Consider the following 16,187-nt stretch of genomic DNA (forward strand, 5'->3'; position numbering starts at 1 on the left):
TCTTTTTATAAAAGACGATGTTAGTGGGAGGAAAAAAATGTTATTAATAAATAAAACACTGATTAAGATGTCAAAAGGGGTCCGAGGATGGATCGTAATTATTGCGGTACTTAAAATGGTGACATTAGTTGGAACGATTTTGTTTTCTAAAACTATTGCAACATTTTTAGGAGATTTATATCAGCCTTCATTATCACAAAATGAGCTGTTTGGCGCAGTTATTAGTGCCCTTCTAGCATCAGTTTTGATTTTAATTGCTGATTTATTAACTGGTGAGGCCGAATATCGTTGTGAAGCTAAAGCTAGAATTTCTTTAAGAAAACAGATTTTTGATAAAATTCTAGAATTAGATGTTGGAAAAGTTGAAATTATTGGAGCTAGTAATGCCATCAGCAGTGTTGGTGACGGTGTGGAATTAATGCAGGTTTATTACACTCGATATTTACCAAGTCTGATTTATAGCTTGTTAGCACCGATTTTATTATTTTTTCAGTTAAAAGATACTTCGTTATTAGTTGCCGCTATTTTATTGGTAATTTCATTTGCATTACCGTTATTAAATAACTACTTTAGATCAATGATCGATCAATTGAAAAAAGAATATTGGACTAGTTTTCAAGAACTAACTAGTTATTATCTTGAAAGCTTAAAAAGCTTAGTGACATTAAAATTATTTAACCAAGATCAAACACGTCATGATCATCTAAAAAATAAAGCTGATGTGTTTAATCAAAGTACAATGTCAATTATGAAAATGAACTTTACTTCTTTTTTAGTTTCTGATGGTCTGATTTATGCCGGGGTAGTGATTGCTACAATTATTGGCTGTTATCAAATGAGTCAGGGGCGATTGGATGTCAGTCAGGCTATCTTAGTTTTAATGCTTTCATATAGTTTTTTTGCATCAATTCGTCAGTTGATGAATGTAACCCATGATGCTCTTTCAGGAATTGCAGCTACGATTAAAGTTGAAGAAATCTTAGATTTGAATACTGAAAGAAAATCACAAACAGAAGCGCAAACAGATCAAGAAATATTGAAAAATTATTCAAAAGATGATTTAACATACTTACATAATTACCAGGGAATTATTGGTAAAGATATTAATTTTAAATATCATGAAAAACGATTAGTTTTAAATAATTTATCTTTTGCGATTCCTAAAGGAAAAACAACGGCTATTGTTGGTAAAAGTGGTTGTGGTAAAAGTACGTTAGCTAGTATGATCATGCGGTTTATTGATCCTGATAGCGGTTATTTATTTTTTGAAGGCCAAGGTTATTTAAATCAAAGTCCGGAACAATTACGTAAGAATATTATCATGGTACCCCAAAAAGTTAGTATTTTTGGTGGTAGTTTGGAAGAAAATTTAAGAATTGCTAAACCGGATGCTTCAATTACGGAAATATTAAATGTTTTAAAACAAGTTCATTTATATAGCTGGCTTGTTAGTCTACCTGAAGGATTATCAACTGATTTAGGTGATAGTGGTAGTAAACTATCAGGAGGACAGCGCCAAAAAATTGGTTTAGCAAGGGCATTATTAAGTGATGCGCCATATATTATTTTTGATGAAGCAACTTCAAGTGTTGATCGAGAAAGTGAAGATGAAATTTGGGAGTGTATAAAAGAATTGGAACAATCACGAACTTTAATTATTATCTCTCATCGTCTTTCAACGATTCAACATGCTGATAATATCATTGTTTTAAATCAAGGAAGACTTGTGGAACAAGGAAGTCATAGAGAGTTATTAGAAAAACAAGGAGAATATTATCAATTAGTTAAAGAACAAGAATTATTAGAAAATCATGGAAAGCAGAGGTTGAATTATGAATAAAAAATCATCATTATTAGCCTTAACGAAAAGATTATTGAAGATTGCTTTATTACAGAAAAAATATTTTGTTATTTCAACAATCGTAAGTATTGTTGGAAATGCGATGCATTTAGGTTTAATGGGGTTTGGAGCTTGCTTTATTTTAAGTTTGGCTGGAAAACTTGATGCTTTAAATAGTACTATTTATGCTATTTTAATGACTATCAGTGGTATTTTAATTGTGATATGTCGATATTTAGAGGGATTATTTTCACATGCCGGATCTTATGAATTATTAGCTAAGATGCGGGTAGATATGTTTGGTCGTTTGCGTCAATTAGCACCTGGTGGTTTAAGTAATCAAACAAGTGGTGATATTATGTCTATCGCTATTTCTGATATTGAAACAATTGAGTTCTTTTTTGCTCATACCATTGGACCATTATTTACTGTAATCTTATTGCCAGTAATTACTCTAATTGTTGCTGGAACGATTAATTCTTTGTTTGTCATTACTTTACTACCCATTTATTTAATTATTAGTATTGCTTTACCATTAATTGCAGTAAAGTTAGGACGTAATATTGGTTTAAGTTATCGTCAAAAATTAGGAACGCTTAAAGCGTTTTTATTAGATAGTATTTATGGTCTATCAGAAATTCAAATTTTTGATTATGGTAAACAACGTAGTGAGGAATTAAAAAAGGTTAATCAAGATATTAATCGTTCAACACATTTACTAGCTTATCATCGTCGGCTTGTAGTGTCATTACCAACATTTTTTATCTATTTATCAAGAATAATTGTTATTGCAGTTGCTTCTTATTTAGCATTAAACAGTGATGTTAATATAACTGCAGTGATAATATTATCATTTTTGGTTTCAGCATCTTTTTCTTCAACGCAGTCACTTACAACAGTAGTTTCGAGTTTGATTGAAACATATGGTGCTGCGCAAAGATACTTTGATTTAGAAGATATGGAGCTTCCAGTTGTTGAAGCCGATGATCCTAAACCACTTGATAAAATCAAAGAAATTGAATTCGTCGATGTTACTTTTAAATATCCAGAAACTAATAAATCAGTTGTTGAAAATTTAAATTTGATTATCAATGTTAAAGATAAAATTGGTTTAGTTGGTGAAAGTGGTATTGGTAAATCAACGTTAATTCGTTTGTTGCTAAGATTTTATGATGTTACTAGTGGTGAAATATTGATTAATGGTGTTAATATCAAAGAATATTCACTGATTGATTTACGTAATCGAATAGGAACATTGCAACAAGATACTTTTATTTTTGATGATACAATTAAAGCTAATATTGCATTAGGAAAACCAGATGCCAGTGATGAAGAAATTATCAATGCGGCAAAAATGGCTGGAATCCATGAGCTAATAATGACCTTACCAGAACAATATGAAACCCAAATGGGTGAATTACAAAATCGGTTATCTGGAGGTGAAAAGCAAAGAATTGGAATTGCCAGAGTATTGTTGGTTAATCCTGATATTTTAGTTATGGACGAACCAACAAGCAGTTTAGATGTTTTAAACGAAAAAGCATTATTAAAAACATTAGATGAACAATTTAAAGATAAGACCTGGTTAATAGTTTCTCATCGACCATCTTCGCTTTCTGGATGCTCACGAATTATTAAATTACAAAATAAACATATTATCGAAATAGCTTAGATCTGAGGATTTTCTTCAGATCTTTTTATTAATATTTTTTATGATTTAAAATATATTTTTTAATGTTAAATAATGTCAAGATTTTACTTTTTTTTATGATACCTTCAACAGAAATTTCATCTATTTTCCCTAAAATTAAATTAACGTGACAAAGTTGTGATGTTACTTTGTTATAATAGTGACGTAATTAAAAGTATGGTGTAGCTCTGTATATTTAATTATTTATGATTTGGGCTAGAGAGGTAATAAATAAAGAAAGGGAGAAAAGGAAATGAACAGGATATTGAAATCATTAAAAAGGCCAAAGCATTTAAAACGTATTGTGGCAATCTTATTGATATTCGGTATGTTTGTAAGTGCTGGATTGGCATATGCGACTAGTGAAGATATTGAAACTAGTGATGCATATGACCGAAATGAGATTATTGAGAGATTAGGCATTGCAAATAATTTTGCAGTTTTTGCCAAAAATTTTAATAACAATAACCATATGGAAGGTAGCATTGCAGTAGAGAACCTTTTAGGTGCTTCTAGTAATTTGGGAAATAGTGATAGTGTTTATACTTATACAAATCAAAAAGAGTTTAATATTACTATTTCTAAAAGTTTAGAAGGTGAAATTACTTCGGAACAAACTTTTACTATCGGTGCTTATCAAAAAAATCCAGATGGAAGTTATACATTGATTAAAACTGTAAATGTTACTACAGATTTAACTGGTCAAGGTTCTGCCAATATGGATACTACTGGCATGTTACCTGGAACAGAATATTATTTCTTTGAGATAGGTGATAATGGTCCAATAACTGGAAGCACAGGGGTAATCAATGGTCAAGATTATCAAGTAACTGTAAGTAGTACTTCAGGATCAAATACTATTGTCACACCAACAACCGGCGTGGGAAATACTTCATATATTGAAAATTTTTATAATGGTAATGAATCAATTGAATTATTTCAGTCTAACAACAGCGAGAAAGCAACAGTAGTTATTGGACAGAATAATCAATATTCATCAGATAATAATAACCAAAATGTTGTGACAGGTGTTGATGGATTAAATTACAAATTGGGACCAAATGTTAATGTGAATCAAGTAACTGGAGAATTTCCAATCGATTTTGATAATGAATTAAAGAACTTAGCTGATTTTTCAGCAGAATTGGCGACTGCAGTTAGTTCAAATAACGTAAAAGTAGTCAATATCCAATTAACCGCAGATGGTACGGGAATAGATTACACAAAAATTACTACTGATGGTAATCCAGTTATTAGCGAAAATGGTCAATTGATTGATGATAATAATGATTGGAATAATAATGGATTAACTACAGATGGAAAATTTCTAGTTATAAATGTCGATTGTACTAATGCTAAAAATAACGGTAATAGTTTTACGGTGCAAGGATGTCCGATTGATGGAAATTCTCCAATGGGGTGGAATAAAATTGCTAATAGTGTTTTATGGAATTTTTATACAACTGATGGTAATAGTTATTCATCTTTTGATGGAAGTATCGGGTATAATGGTGGATTAGGTACATTATTGGCTCCTAATGCAACAATCTCTTGTACACAATCTACAAATGGAGCTGTAATTTCTAATACAGCAAGCCATCCAAATTGCGAAATTCATCATATTAAGTTAATCGAAATAATTACTACAGAACAAACTAATTTTAATGTAAGTGTAACTAATGTTCCAAGTAATAATACTGGTAGTCTAAATATCAAAAAGAATGTGACATTAAATAGTGTACAAGCAACTTCATCAACAGCTCAGCTTGTTAATGGAACATATACATTTGATATTTACGACGCAACGGGAACTAATCTTATTAAAGAAGGAATAAATGTTCCAGTAACTAATGGTGTTAGTGGGGAAACACAAGTTAGTGGATTAGAACCTGGTGATTACATCGTAAAAGAAAGAACAAATAGTTTACCAGCTGGAATGTCTTTAGTTGGTAATAATGAAGTTAAAGTAACAGTTGTTGCTAATGAAACAACTAATATTCCAACAGCAGAATTTACTAATAACCGTGATGTGGGAAGTTTTACAATTACTAAAAAAGTAACTTTAAATGATGTTCCGACATCATCAATTGAAAATACTAATTTTGAGTTTTCAATTACTCAAGACGGTAATGCAATAACTGGTTTTAATTTTGATTTAGAAAATAAGACTTATGTTTATGTTGGACAAGGTGGCCAATTTACTAATCCAATCATAACGATAAATGGTAATCAGGAAGCTGCAGTTACCGTTACTGGTTTACCAGCGGGAAATTATACAATTGCTGAAGTAAATGTACCTGAAAATATGCAAGTTACAGCTATTACTGGTGGTAATGTTTTAGAAAATTTAGCTGGAACGACAATTGCAGTTGAAGCTGGTCAAACAGCACAGGTTCAAGCGATAAGTTTTACTAATAATAAAACTGAAACTGGAAGTTTGGAAATAACTAAAAACGTTTTAGTTAATAATAGTGCGACAAATACTACTTTGGCTGATGGAACATATAGTTTTAAAATTATGCAAGGTAATAATGAGTTAAATTATTATCGAGTTAGTGAAGATGATAGTGGTACTGTTTATGAATATGTCGGTACAGCTGAAGAAGATTTAGTTAAAGATTTATCACTAACGATAGAAAACGGAGTATCTAAAACGGTTAGAGTGACTAACTTGCCAGTTGGTAACTATGCCGTAGTAGAAGATTTAACTAACTTACCAGATAACGTTATGTTAAAAAGTGTAACGGGCGGTATTGGAAATTACCAAGTTAAAGATAATGATACAGTATCGATGCAAGGTCAAACTGTAAATATTTCAAGTAATCAGACACCAGAAATCATCTTTAACAATAATATAAATGTTGGTAGCTTAAAGATTACCAAAGCAGTATTAGGTAATGGTGAATCATCATTAGGTTATATTGCTGATGGAACTTATGAATTTACGATAAAAAATAGTGCTGGTGAAGTAATTAAATTAAGTTATGATGAGTCAACTAAGCAATATCTTTATGATACTAATGGTTCATTTGATAAAGTAGCAATAAAAATTGAAAATGGAGCTAGCGCTTCACAAGAAATTATTAATCTGCCAGAAGATACTTATACAATTAGTGAAGTAGATAGCAGCTTATTATATAGTATTCAAATCGATAGTAATGAAGAAGATCTTGATGCAAAAAATGCTAAAGTAACTATTGATGCGGATAATTTAAGTCATTCAATAACATTTACTAATAATAAAAAGATTGAGGTTGGTTATCTAACAATCAAAAAGAATGTATCATTAAATGGTAATGCTACTGATAGTATTAAAAATACAACTTTTACTTTTAATATTAATAAACTAAATGATAGTGGTGAAATTGATCCAAGTTTCGAAACTATCGTTAAAACAATTTTAATCGACGGTGAAACAACTAATTCAATCAAAGATATTAGCTTAGAAGTTGGTAAATATCGAATTACTGAAGTAGGTGTTGGTGATGATGTTATTGTAAATGATGGTACAACTAACTATGTTGATGTAGAAATCACAGCTAATGATACAGTCGAGTCACAAATAACAGCGACCTTTACTAATTACTATAGTGAAGGTGAATTAGAAATTACTAAAAATGTTACAGTAAATGGTCAAAATACTGGAGCCTTAAGTAATCAAACTTTTAAATTTGAAGTAAGCGGACCTGATGGTTATCAAAAAACTGTTAGCGTTAAAGTTGCTAAGGGTGAAACTTCTAACAGTGTCAAGTTAACAGGATTAAAACCTGGAACTTATACGGTTACAGAAATTGATAATGGAGGGCTTGAATTAGTTAATGTTTCAAGTAGTGGCAGTGTTGAAAATAATGTAGCTACTGTGGTCATAGATAAAAATACTAGTGGTTCTATTCAAGTAGCCACAGCTTCATTTACTAATAATCAAGATGTTGGTAGTTTAAAAATTACTAAAAATGTTACAGTTAATGGTAATGCTACCGAAACTAATTTAGCTGATGGAACTTATAAATTTAAGGTAACTGGTCCTAGTGGCTATGAAAAAGAAGTAAGTATTGAAATTACAGATGGTAAAGAAAACAGTAAGACGTTAACTAATCTAGAACCTGGTGAATATAAGATTGAAGAAATCGATATTCCTAAAGGAATGGAATTAGTAGTAAATGAGGGTGATAGTGCTGCAAAAACAATACAAGTTACTGGTGGTAATGAAGCAAGTGTCGCTTTGGTTTCATTTACTAATAATAAAACAGTTAAAGGTAGTTTAGAAATTACTAAAAAAGTAACTATTAATGGAGAAGATGCTGCTGGTAGTAACCTGGTTGATGGAATTTATAAATTTAATGTAGCTGGTCCTGATGGATTTAATCAAATTTATGAAATTGAAATTAAAGATGGAAAAGCAGTAAATAACATTAAATTAGATGATCTAACATTAGGTACTTATACTATTTTTGAAGATACTGAAGGCTTAGCTTCAAAAAATATTACGGTTAGTGAAGGTAGTGCTGGAATTGAAATCAAGCTTAACTTAAATAATTATGATCAAGAACACCTGGCATCTTTTACTAATGATCTAACTGTTGAAGATACGATCTTAACATTACATAAAGCAATTGGTGAAGATAACCAATATCCTGATGCCGATACTAAAGAATATCAATTTGAAATTATTACAGATGCAAATGTTGCTGGTATGACTTTTGTTTCAACAAGTGGAAATAAACAGATCACATTTACCGGAAACAAAGCCTTAATAAATATTAATGCTAATGAAACCATTAGCTTTGCTGGTTTACCAGAAGGACATTATATTGTTAGAGAAATTAATGGTAATGTAGATGGCTATGAATTAGATACTAGTTACATCGATAATTCTGGTGATAATCATACAAACGGTAACGTGGCTTTAGAACCTGGAGTTGAAAAAATAGTAACCGTGACAAATACTTATAAGCAAACTTCATTAACGATTAAAAAAGATATTGATGAAAATACTAATCAATATGAAGAAGCTGTTAACATGAATTATTCATTTAAAATAACTAATAACGAAATACCTGATGGTTCAAGCTTTATAGCTAGTGATGGTGTTACAACGATAATATTTAATAATGGTGAAGCACAATTAGTCATTAAAGGGGAAAATGAAGTAACCTTTAATGGATTACCAACTGGTAATTATCAAGTTGAAGAGATTAATGGTGAAGTAGCTAATTATAATTTGACTACTGATTATCAAGATACTAGTGGTGATAAGGATGATCAAATTATTGATTTAACAGTTGATCAAGTTGAAATGATTACGATTACTAATTCTTATGAATATGTAGGACAAAATGGTTCAATGTCAATTACTAAGGTTTTAAAAGATTATAATCAGACTTTCAAAGGTGGTACGTTTGTCTTTGAAGTAACGGGTACTAAAGTAAACAGCGCCGGTGAAAATGTTGAAATTTACCATGGTATGATTGGAGTAGTAGCAAATAGCAGTGGTAAGTTTACAGCAAATACTTTAACTGATTTACCAATTGAAACAGGTGTGACTTATACAGTTACCGAGGTATATAGCGGTAGCGCTTATCGTCCAGTACAATCAGAAGTAGTTATTGCTTTAAATACATTAGAAGATATAAGTAAATATCAAACTTCAACTGGAGATATCATTTTAACAGCTGAATTTGAAAACATATATGACGGTACTACTACTGGTGGTAGTGGTGTAATTAATGTTTATGGATTTGAATCAGTTACTCAAATTTTTGAATAGGAGGTAAAAAAGATGATTAAAAGAATATTTAAACATAAAATAAAGCTGGTTTTTCTGGGACTATTATGTGTAATGCTTTTTGGAATTACAATTAATCAATCATTAGCATATTTTACCGCCTATACTGATGCTTGGGGAAGTAAAACACTTTCCCTAAGCAGATCCACTGAATTAGAGGAAGATATTGAAGATGAAGATAAAGAAATTTCAATAAAAAATACGAGTGAAGTAGTAGATATTTATACAAGAGTTAAAGTGTTTTATAATGATGACAATCGTGTTGAGGTTTCTATTAGTGATTTAGGTGCTGATAAACTTTGGAAATATAACGAAGCTAATGGGTATTGGTATTATACTAAACCAATCGCACCTCAAGAATCTACTAGTATTTTAAAAGCCAGTGTTTCTACAAAGATAGCAGAAGATGATACTAATCCTCTGGAAATAATTGTCGTTCATGAATATGTAACTGCAATTTATAATGAAGATAATACTGGTAATATGGATTTGAGCTGGCAATATGGAATGGAGGTAATTAATAATGAAGTTAATTAAAAAACTTACCTCATCATCAAAAGCTTTAAAAGTTATGATAGTTATTTGCTTGGCAGTGATGTTATTTAGTGGTGTAGGACTAACTAGAGCAATGCTGACATACTATAGTGATACTTATGTATCAGGAACACAAATGTATCAAATCGGTGTATCATTGATTGAAAATGATGAAGAGGTTTCTCGCTATGATGATGATCGATATACTCTCTTTATTCCTGAAATTCCAGAAAATAATTTACAGTTAGGAAAGACTTATAAAGAAGAATTAAAAGTTAAAAACTGTGGTGGTAATTTGAGTGATCGTAATTCAGGAATTGATCAATATGTTCGAGTAATCGTCCATAAACGCTGGTTAAAAATTGATGAAGATGGTAATGCGACAGCATTAGCTGACAGGGAATTAGATCCTGATTTCATTGATTTGAACTTTGTCAATATCAATGATGAATGTTGGATCGAAGATACTAGTCAAGCGACTAAAGAACAGCGAGTATTCTATTATCATTATATTCTAAAATCCGGTGAAGAAAGTGAATTGTTTACGGATACTATTAGAATTGATCCTGAAGTCGTAACTGAAGTAAAAACCGAAACATCAGTTAATGATGATGGTTCCATAGTCACTTCATATATTTATGATGATTATAAATTTGAAATTTATGCCGAAGTTGATGCAGTGCAAACACATAATGCTAAAGAAGCAATCTTAAGTGCTTGGGGTGTTGATGTAACCATCAATGAAGATAAAACTTTGTCTTTAGGAGGTGGTGAATAATGAAACTTACTAAAATATTATTATCGTTATTTTTGATCATTCCGACTTTTCTTGGTTCCATTACTTATGTAAGTGGTGAGGATTACGTTACAGATGGCTGGTATGTTGAATTCAAAGATCAAGAGATGACCCAAAACTTTACGCAAGAAGATATTGATGAAGTAGGAACTGATTTACAGCCTGGAGATACCTGGACGATTAGGTTAAAAGTTATCAACACTACGGGTAACGAAGACTGGTATATGACAAATGAAGTTTTAAAAACTTATGAAACAAAACGTGACGATGGCCGTGATGCTAATCCTGGTTTAACAGAAGCTGATAATGGTGCTTATACTTATAAATTAACTTATTATGATAATGAAAATTGGCAAAATGAAACCAATCCTCGAGTTATTTATGATAGCGAAGTTGTTGGTGGTGATGAAACTGATGGATTGCATCAGGCAACTAGCGCTTTAGAAAATTACTTTTATTTAGATAGTTTAGCTCCTGGAGAAAGTGGTTTACTACTGTTAGAAATTACTTTAGATGGTGAAACACTAAATAACGATTATCAAAATACATCAGCAGTTGTGCAAATGAATTTTGCCTGTGAAGATCGAACTATTGATACTTCTCAAGACATCGTGACAACTAGTGTTACTTCTACCATCAAGACTGGCGATAATAGTAGTTTATTGATCTATGGTCTTTTATCAGGTGCATCACTAATGTTTATGATTGGATTGCTGTATTTATATCGTCGCCAAAAAAATGAAGAAAGGAGAAATAGTAACAATGCTTAAAAAACTAATTAGTACTGTTATAGTTGGGTTATTATTAACTTTCTCATTGGCTCCAATTAATGGACAGGAATTATATAATTATCAAGTTACAATTTATGCTGGAAGTTATGGAATCTTTAATAGTGTCGATGCAATCATGTTAGATACTAGTGATACTAATTCGACGCCTCAAGTTACTTTAAGTGATGATCAAAAGCAGATTGTTGTTACTGATCTAAAAGCTAATGATCGAATTGGTATTCAAACAAATCAAATTACTATTACTAATGACAAATATTATGCCAAAGGAATCAAAACTGGTGGTCGTGATAATGAAAATGCCTATATTTATCAATGGTATACGGTAACTAAAGATAATAATTATGTTGTTGCTTATGGTATTCCGGGAAATCAGGTCGAATATACAACTTATTATGTAGATCAAGCTGGAAATCAATTACGACAACCGGAAACGTATTATGGAACAATTGGTGAATATACAATTGCTGGCTATAAATATGTAGATGGATATCTCCCTCAAGCCTATAATTTAGGGCAAACATTAGCTGATGATCCAAGCGAAAATATTTATACATTTGTTTATTCGCCTGTTCCAGCATTAACGGTAGAAACTGGGACTATAGCTGTTATTCCAGATACTACTACTCCATCTTCTGCAACTTCATCAACTACTGATAGTACAACTGACCAAAGTACAACGGTAACTACAGATGATAATGAAGAAATATCAGGTGATCTTGCAGAAGGTCAAGAAAGTACAACTACTGGTGATGAAACTACAGAGCCAGAAGAATTCATCGATATAGATGAGCAACAAACACCATTAGCTAGAGACGAAAATCAGGAAAATACTACAACATCTCAAATCCTGACATATACCGGTATTGGTGCTGGTATTCTTGTTATTATTGGTTTAGTTGTTTATTTCTATCGTCGAAGAGCTAGTAATAATGGATAAAATGACTTCAAATTCTAAAAACTCTAATCGTCAGGTTAGAGTTTTAGCTATTATTATTTCTAAGTTAACTTATCTTGCTATTGGCTTTATCATCGCGATAAATATAATCGTATTTTTACCACCAGTTTTTGGATATCAAGTTTTTGATGTTGTTAGTGGGTCAATGGAACCCGCAATAAAAACTAATAGTATCATTTATGTTCAACAAGTATCACCAGAAACCCTCGCTCAAGACGATATTATTACTTATAATAATAATGGAGTGATTACTCATCGGGTAGTCAGCAATGATATCGCTAAGTCACAAATAATTACAAAAGGCGATGCTAATGTACAAAATGATTTATTTCCAGTATCGTATAGTAATATAGTGGGGAAAGTTTGTTTTTCAATACCATACGCTGGTTATTATGTGAGTTTGATTTCAAATTTGTGGGGAAAAATTTTAATTCTTTTAGTGGTGGTTGTTTGTCTATTAGTTAATGAGATGGTAAAAAAGATTTTGAATTAAGAAGCGTCAGGCTTCTTTTTTTGTATGAATTGTAGTTATACTGGAATGTAGTTTTGATATTGTACTTTTGTCGAAAAATTAGCTAAAATATAAATAAAATATTTTATGTTTATTTGATGAAGGATGATTAAAATGTATTTGGTAGATAAGTTGCAGTTAATTAAGAATATGGCGGCTAATAATACAGTTGAGTATATTTTGGCTGATTATTTTTTAAAGAAAATGACAACGATCAAAAAGATTACTTTAAAGGCTATAACTATGGAAACTAAGGTATCTAGGACTTCGATTATTCGTTTTTGTCAGAAAGCTGGTTATAGTGGTTTTACGATTTTTATTGATGTCCTGGCTGATGAAATAAAAGAACAGCAGGAAATGATAATGCATTATGATTCAATTGATCTTGATTTTTATAATCAAAATGTTGCTAATTTTTTAAATGAATGTCAAAAGATGATCGAGCCTTATTATATGTCATTGATCGAGAGTTTGTTAAAAAGTAATCGAATTATTTTCTTTGGCGGCGAAAAATATTTATCTTGTTTCCCATTATTAGTAAATAATCTTTTCTTTAAAGAAAAAGAAGTGATTTTAAATTATTGTTGGGATTTAACTAAACAAATTGAATTATTTGAGCAATTAGATCAGGATGATTTAATTATTTTTATTGAACCATTTATGAATTATCGTACTTATCATGAGTTATTAATGCTTGCTCCTGGACCAATTGAAATAATTGATCAAACTCCAGCTAAAAAAGCTTTTTTAGGCCAGGAAATTGATGATGAAGTCACTATTTCTTTGCCCTTGCCTTATACTTATTATGACTTGTTGTATCGCAGCTATTTCATTTATTTAGATATGTTTTTAATCACTGAATTAAATAGGAGGGATAGTTAGTGAATACAGTTGTTTCATTGTTATTGCTATTTACATATAATACTTTAAATCAAGATAATAATTATTATTTAGCTAAATATCTTTTAGAACACTTCTATGAAATAGAGGATATATCAGCTAATACATTGGCTAAAAATTGTCATACTTCTATTACTAGTGTAAATAATTTTTGTCAAAAACTGGGATTTAAAACTTTTAAAAAAATGAAAACAATGTTGATAAATACGAAAAATGGCCGTTATGAACAAATTAAACATCGTTATCGGCAAATTGATATTGATCAATCATTTGAATTACTTGCAAAAATTTATCATGATGATTTAGACATTAAACTTTTAGCTAAGGAAATTGATAAAATAACGTCCTTAATTCACCAAAGTAACAAGATTATTTGTTTTGGCGCTGTCTTTCCATTGTCTTTGCTAGCTAATTTTATTGAAGATATGTTAATGTTTGATAAATATATTGAAATTAGACAATTAGGCTATGAAAATAATTTAGAGAATTATGGTGAGGATTGTTTATTGTTTTTTATTACTATTACTGGTCGTTTTTTAACTATGAATAAGCAGTTTTTTTTGCAACTTAGTCATACTAATGCTAAAAAGATAATTGTTTCGCAAAAAGATTTTTATGCCAGTTATGATATTTTATTAAAGTTAAAAGGTAAAGATGATGAAGAAATTGAAAATTTAGTAATTTTAGAGTTGTTTAATTTAATTAAATATTATTATTATTTTAAATATATTAAAACTGATAATCTGACATAATTTTGTAGCAATTTGCTACAATTTTTTTGTCGATGATATTTGTTTATTTTATAAATATTTATGATTTATTTTTAGTAAATAAATAAAATTTAAACGTATAATGGAAATATTTGTCAAAATAATAAAATATATTTTTGAATGGACATTAATACTCTTTTAAATATTGTAAGATACAAAATATAAGCGCTATACTTAAATCAAGTAAACAGAGAAGAAAAGAGAAAAAACAAATTTATGAAGAAGAAAAAACTGTTTAAAAGAATAATTTCAATTATTGCTTCTTTAGTTTTAGTTTTTTCATCTATGGGATTTGTCTATGGTTTAGAAGACCAATCACAGCCAGGTTATCAGATTGCAGAAAATACTGATTATCCTGATAGTGATGCTAACTACCAAGTTACATTTACTTATCAAAGTGATGTTGCCCTTGATAGTGTTAGTTTAGTTGGTGGTTTTCAATTTTATTCTGTAGATCAAATACAACCATATTTAGATGGTGAAATGATTACTGCTTATAATGCTTATCAATATCAAGATGGAATGTTTCCAACTGGTTATGATGTAACAACAGTAGGACAAAATTTAAGTTATCCAATGACTGAAGTGTCAGAAGGATTATGGACTGTTACTCTTCCAGTACCTGCTGGAGAATGGTTCTATGCTTATGATATTACTAGTGGTGATACTACTACTAGAGTTTTAGATCCAACTAATTTACCATTAGCTAATGGTGATAGTGATAGGAGCTTAATGTTTGTCGGAAATAGTAGTGAAGCTCTTGATGGGCAAGAATGGATTTTCCCTAGAACTGATGGACAAACAGGAACAACAGAATATGTTTCATATCAGGCAGTTGATGGTTCAATGCAACCACTAGGAATTTATCTACCATATGGATATAATGAAAATGAAACATATAAAACATTCTACTTATCACATGGTGGTGGCGGAAATGAAGTTGAATGGCATGAAATTGGCGCTGCTGATAATATCATGGACAATTTGATTGCTGCTGGTGAAGTAGATGCAAATACTATTGTAGTTACTATGGATAATACTTATTTTAGATGGAATTATACTGATATTAAAGATAATTTAATGAATAATATTATTCCATATATTGAAGCTAATTATAATGTGTCTCATGATGCCAGAGATCGGGCATTTGCTGGATTATCAGCTGGTGGAATGACAGCAACTTCAGTTTATCAAACTTTAGCTGGTGAATTCGGATATTTTGGAATCTGGTCATATAATCTGGCAACAGATGTACCTAACGTTCCAAATTATGACTATCCAACTTTGATGTTAGGTTATGGTCAATTTGATTTTGGAAAATCAAATTATCCAGCTTTCATTGAAGGTTTAACTGCAGCTGGTGTTGATTTTGACTATTATGAAATCAATGGTGCACACGATTGGGGTGTATGGCGTAATTTACTTTCAAAATTCGTAAAAGACTACTTATGGGAAGATACTGATAAGCCTGCTAACCCTAATGAATCACAAGAACCAGAAACTCCTGATGTAACTTATCAACCCGGGGTAACTGTTGTTGAAGATTCAGAATCTCCTTCAGGTTATACAGCACATTTTGTTTATGATGTAGCTAGTGATACTCGTTTAGGTATTC

The 16,187-nt window shown here is 30.6% G+C and carries 11 protein-coding genes; all 11 read left to right on the plus strand.

The features are described 5' to 3' along the window. Window positions 1–37: 37 nt before the first annotated feature. On the plus strand, window positions 38–1,840 hold the full coding sequence (locus Q0K54_RS01200) for an ABC transporter ATP-binding protein/permease (RefSeq protein WP_294578019.1): 1,803 nt from the start codon (window positions 38–40) through the stop codon (window positions 1,838–1,840). Beyond that, entirely contained in the window at window positions 1,833–3,512 is a 1,680-nt protein-coding gene (locus Q0K54_RS01205) for an ABC transporter ATP-binding protein (protein WP_294578020.1), read from the plus strand. Before Q0K54_RS01200 ends, Q0K54_RS01205 begins: the two co-directional genes overlap by 8 nt. Before the next feature lie 271 nt (window positions 3,513–3,783). Then, window positions 3,784–9,297 carry a hypothetical protein gene (locus Q0K54_RS01210; protein ID WP_294578021.1) on the plus strand — a complete coding sequence of 1,838 codons (5,514 nt, stop codon included), beginning with the start codon at window positions 3,784–3,786 and terminating at the stop codon, window positions 9,295–9,297. 12 nt (window positions 9,298–9,309) lie between these two features. Then, window positions 9,310–9,852 carry a hypothetical protein gene (locus tag Q0K54_RS01215; RefSeq protein WP_294578022.1) on the plus strand — a complete coding sequence of 181 codons (543 nt, stop codon included), beginning with the start codon at window positions 9,310–9,312 and terminating at the stop codon, window positions 9,850–9,852. Then, window positions 9,839–10,627: a hypothetical protein gene (locus Q0K54_RS01220; RefSeq protein ID WP_294578023.1), complete on the plus strand. Its 789-nt coding sequence runs from the start codon at window positions 9,839–9,841 to the stop codon at window positions 10,625–10,627. Before Q0K54_RS01215 ends, Q0K54_RS01220 begins: the two co-directional genes overlap by 14 nt. Beyond that, a complete protein-coding gene (locus Q0K54_RS01225; protein WP_294578024.1) occupies window positions 10,627–11,415 on the plus strand; it encodes a hypothetical protein in 789 nt (262 codons plus the stop codon). The genes Q0K54_RS01220 and Q0K54_RS01225 overlap by 1 nt, the downstream gene beginning before the upstream one ends. Continuing rightward, window positions 11,408–12,373 carry a hypothetical protein gene (locus tag Q0K54_RS01230; RefSeq protein ID WP_294578025.1) on the plus strand — a complete coding sequence of 322 codons (966 nt, stop codon included), beginning with the start codon at window positions 11,408–11,410 and terminating at the stop codon, window positions 12,371–12,373. Before Q0K54_RS01225 ends, Q0K54_RS01230 begins: the two co-directional genes overlap by 8 nt. Further along, the gene (locus Q0K54_RS01235) at window positions 12,366–12,884 is read left to right on the plus strand and encodes a signal peptidase I (RefSeq protein ID WP_294578026.1); all 519 of its coding nucleotides are present in this window, start codon (window positions 12,366–12,368) and stop codon (window positions 12,882–12,884) included. Before Q0K54_RS01230 ends, Q0K54_RS01235 begins: the two co-directional genes overlap by 8 nt. 132 nt (window positions 12,885–13,016) lie before the next feature. Continuing rightward, window positions 13,017–13,784, plus strand: a complete 768-nt coding sequence (locus Q0K54_RS01240; protein ID WP_294578027.1) for a MurR/RpiR family transcriptional regulator — start codon at window positions 13,017–13,019, stop codon at window positions 13,782–13,784. Continuing rightward, a complete protein-coding gene (locus Q0K54_RS01245; RefSeq protein WP_294578028.1) occupies window positions 13,784–14,554 on the plus strand; it encodes a MurR/RpiR family transcriptional regulator in 771 nt (256 codons plus the stop codon). The genes Q0K54_RS01240 and Q0K54_RS01245 overlap by 1 nt, the downstream gene beginning before the upstream one ends. A gap of 234 nt (window positions 14,555–14,788) precedes the next feature. Continuing rightward, window positions 14,789–16,187, plus strand: a 1,399-nt coding sequence (locus tag Q0K54_RS01250; protein WP_294578029.1) for an esterase family protein, incomplete at its 3' end; no start/stop codon positions are given.

Source organism: uncultured Thomasclavelia sp., from assembly GCF_944324745.1.
Taxonomy (GTDB): Bacteria; Bacillota_I; Bacilli_A; order Erysipelotrichales; family Coprobacillaceae; genus Thomasclavelia.

What these genes read in the sequence shown, in the direction of transcription:
- Q0K54_RS01200 (WP_294578019.1), top strand. Translation starts at nt 38, where the DNA reads ATGTTATTAATAAATAAAACACTGATTAAGATGTCAAAAGGGGTCCGA.
- Q0K54_RS01205 (WP_294578020.1), top strand. Translation starts at nt 1,833, where the DNA reads ATGAATAAAAAATCATCATTATTAGCCTTAACGAAAAGATTATTGAAG.
- Q0K54_RS01210 (WP_294578021.1), top strand. Translation starts at nt 3,784, where the DNA reads ATGAACAGGATATTGAAATCATTAAAAAGGCCAAAGCATTTAAAACGT.
- Q0K54_RS01215 (WP_294578022.1), top strand. Translation starts at nt 9,310, where the DNA reads ATGATTAAAAGAATATTTAAACATAAAATAAAGCTGGTTTTTCTGGGA.
- Q0K54_RS01220 (WP_294578023.1), top strand. Translation starts at nt 9,839, where the DNA reads ATGAAGTTAATTAAAAAACTTACCTCATCATCAAAAGCTTTAAAAGTT.
- Q0K54_RS01225 (WP_294578024.1), top strand. Translation starts at nt 10,627, where the DNA reads ATGAAACTTACTAAAATATTATTATCGTTATTTTTGATCATTCCGACT.
- Q0K54_RS01230 (WP_294578025.1), top strand. Translation starts at nt 11,408, where the DNA reads ATGCTTAAAAAACTAATTAGTACTGTTATAGTTGGGTTATTATTAACT.
- Q0K54_RS01235 (WP_294578026.1), top strand. Translation starts at nt 12,366, where the DNA reads ATGGATAAAATGACTTCAAATTCTAAAAACTCTAATCGTCAGGTTAGA.
- Q0K54_RS01240 (WP_294578027.1), top strand. Translation starts at nt 13,017, where the DNA reads ATGTATTTGGTAGATAAGTTGCAGTTAATTAAGAATATGGCGGCTAAT.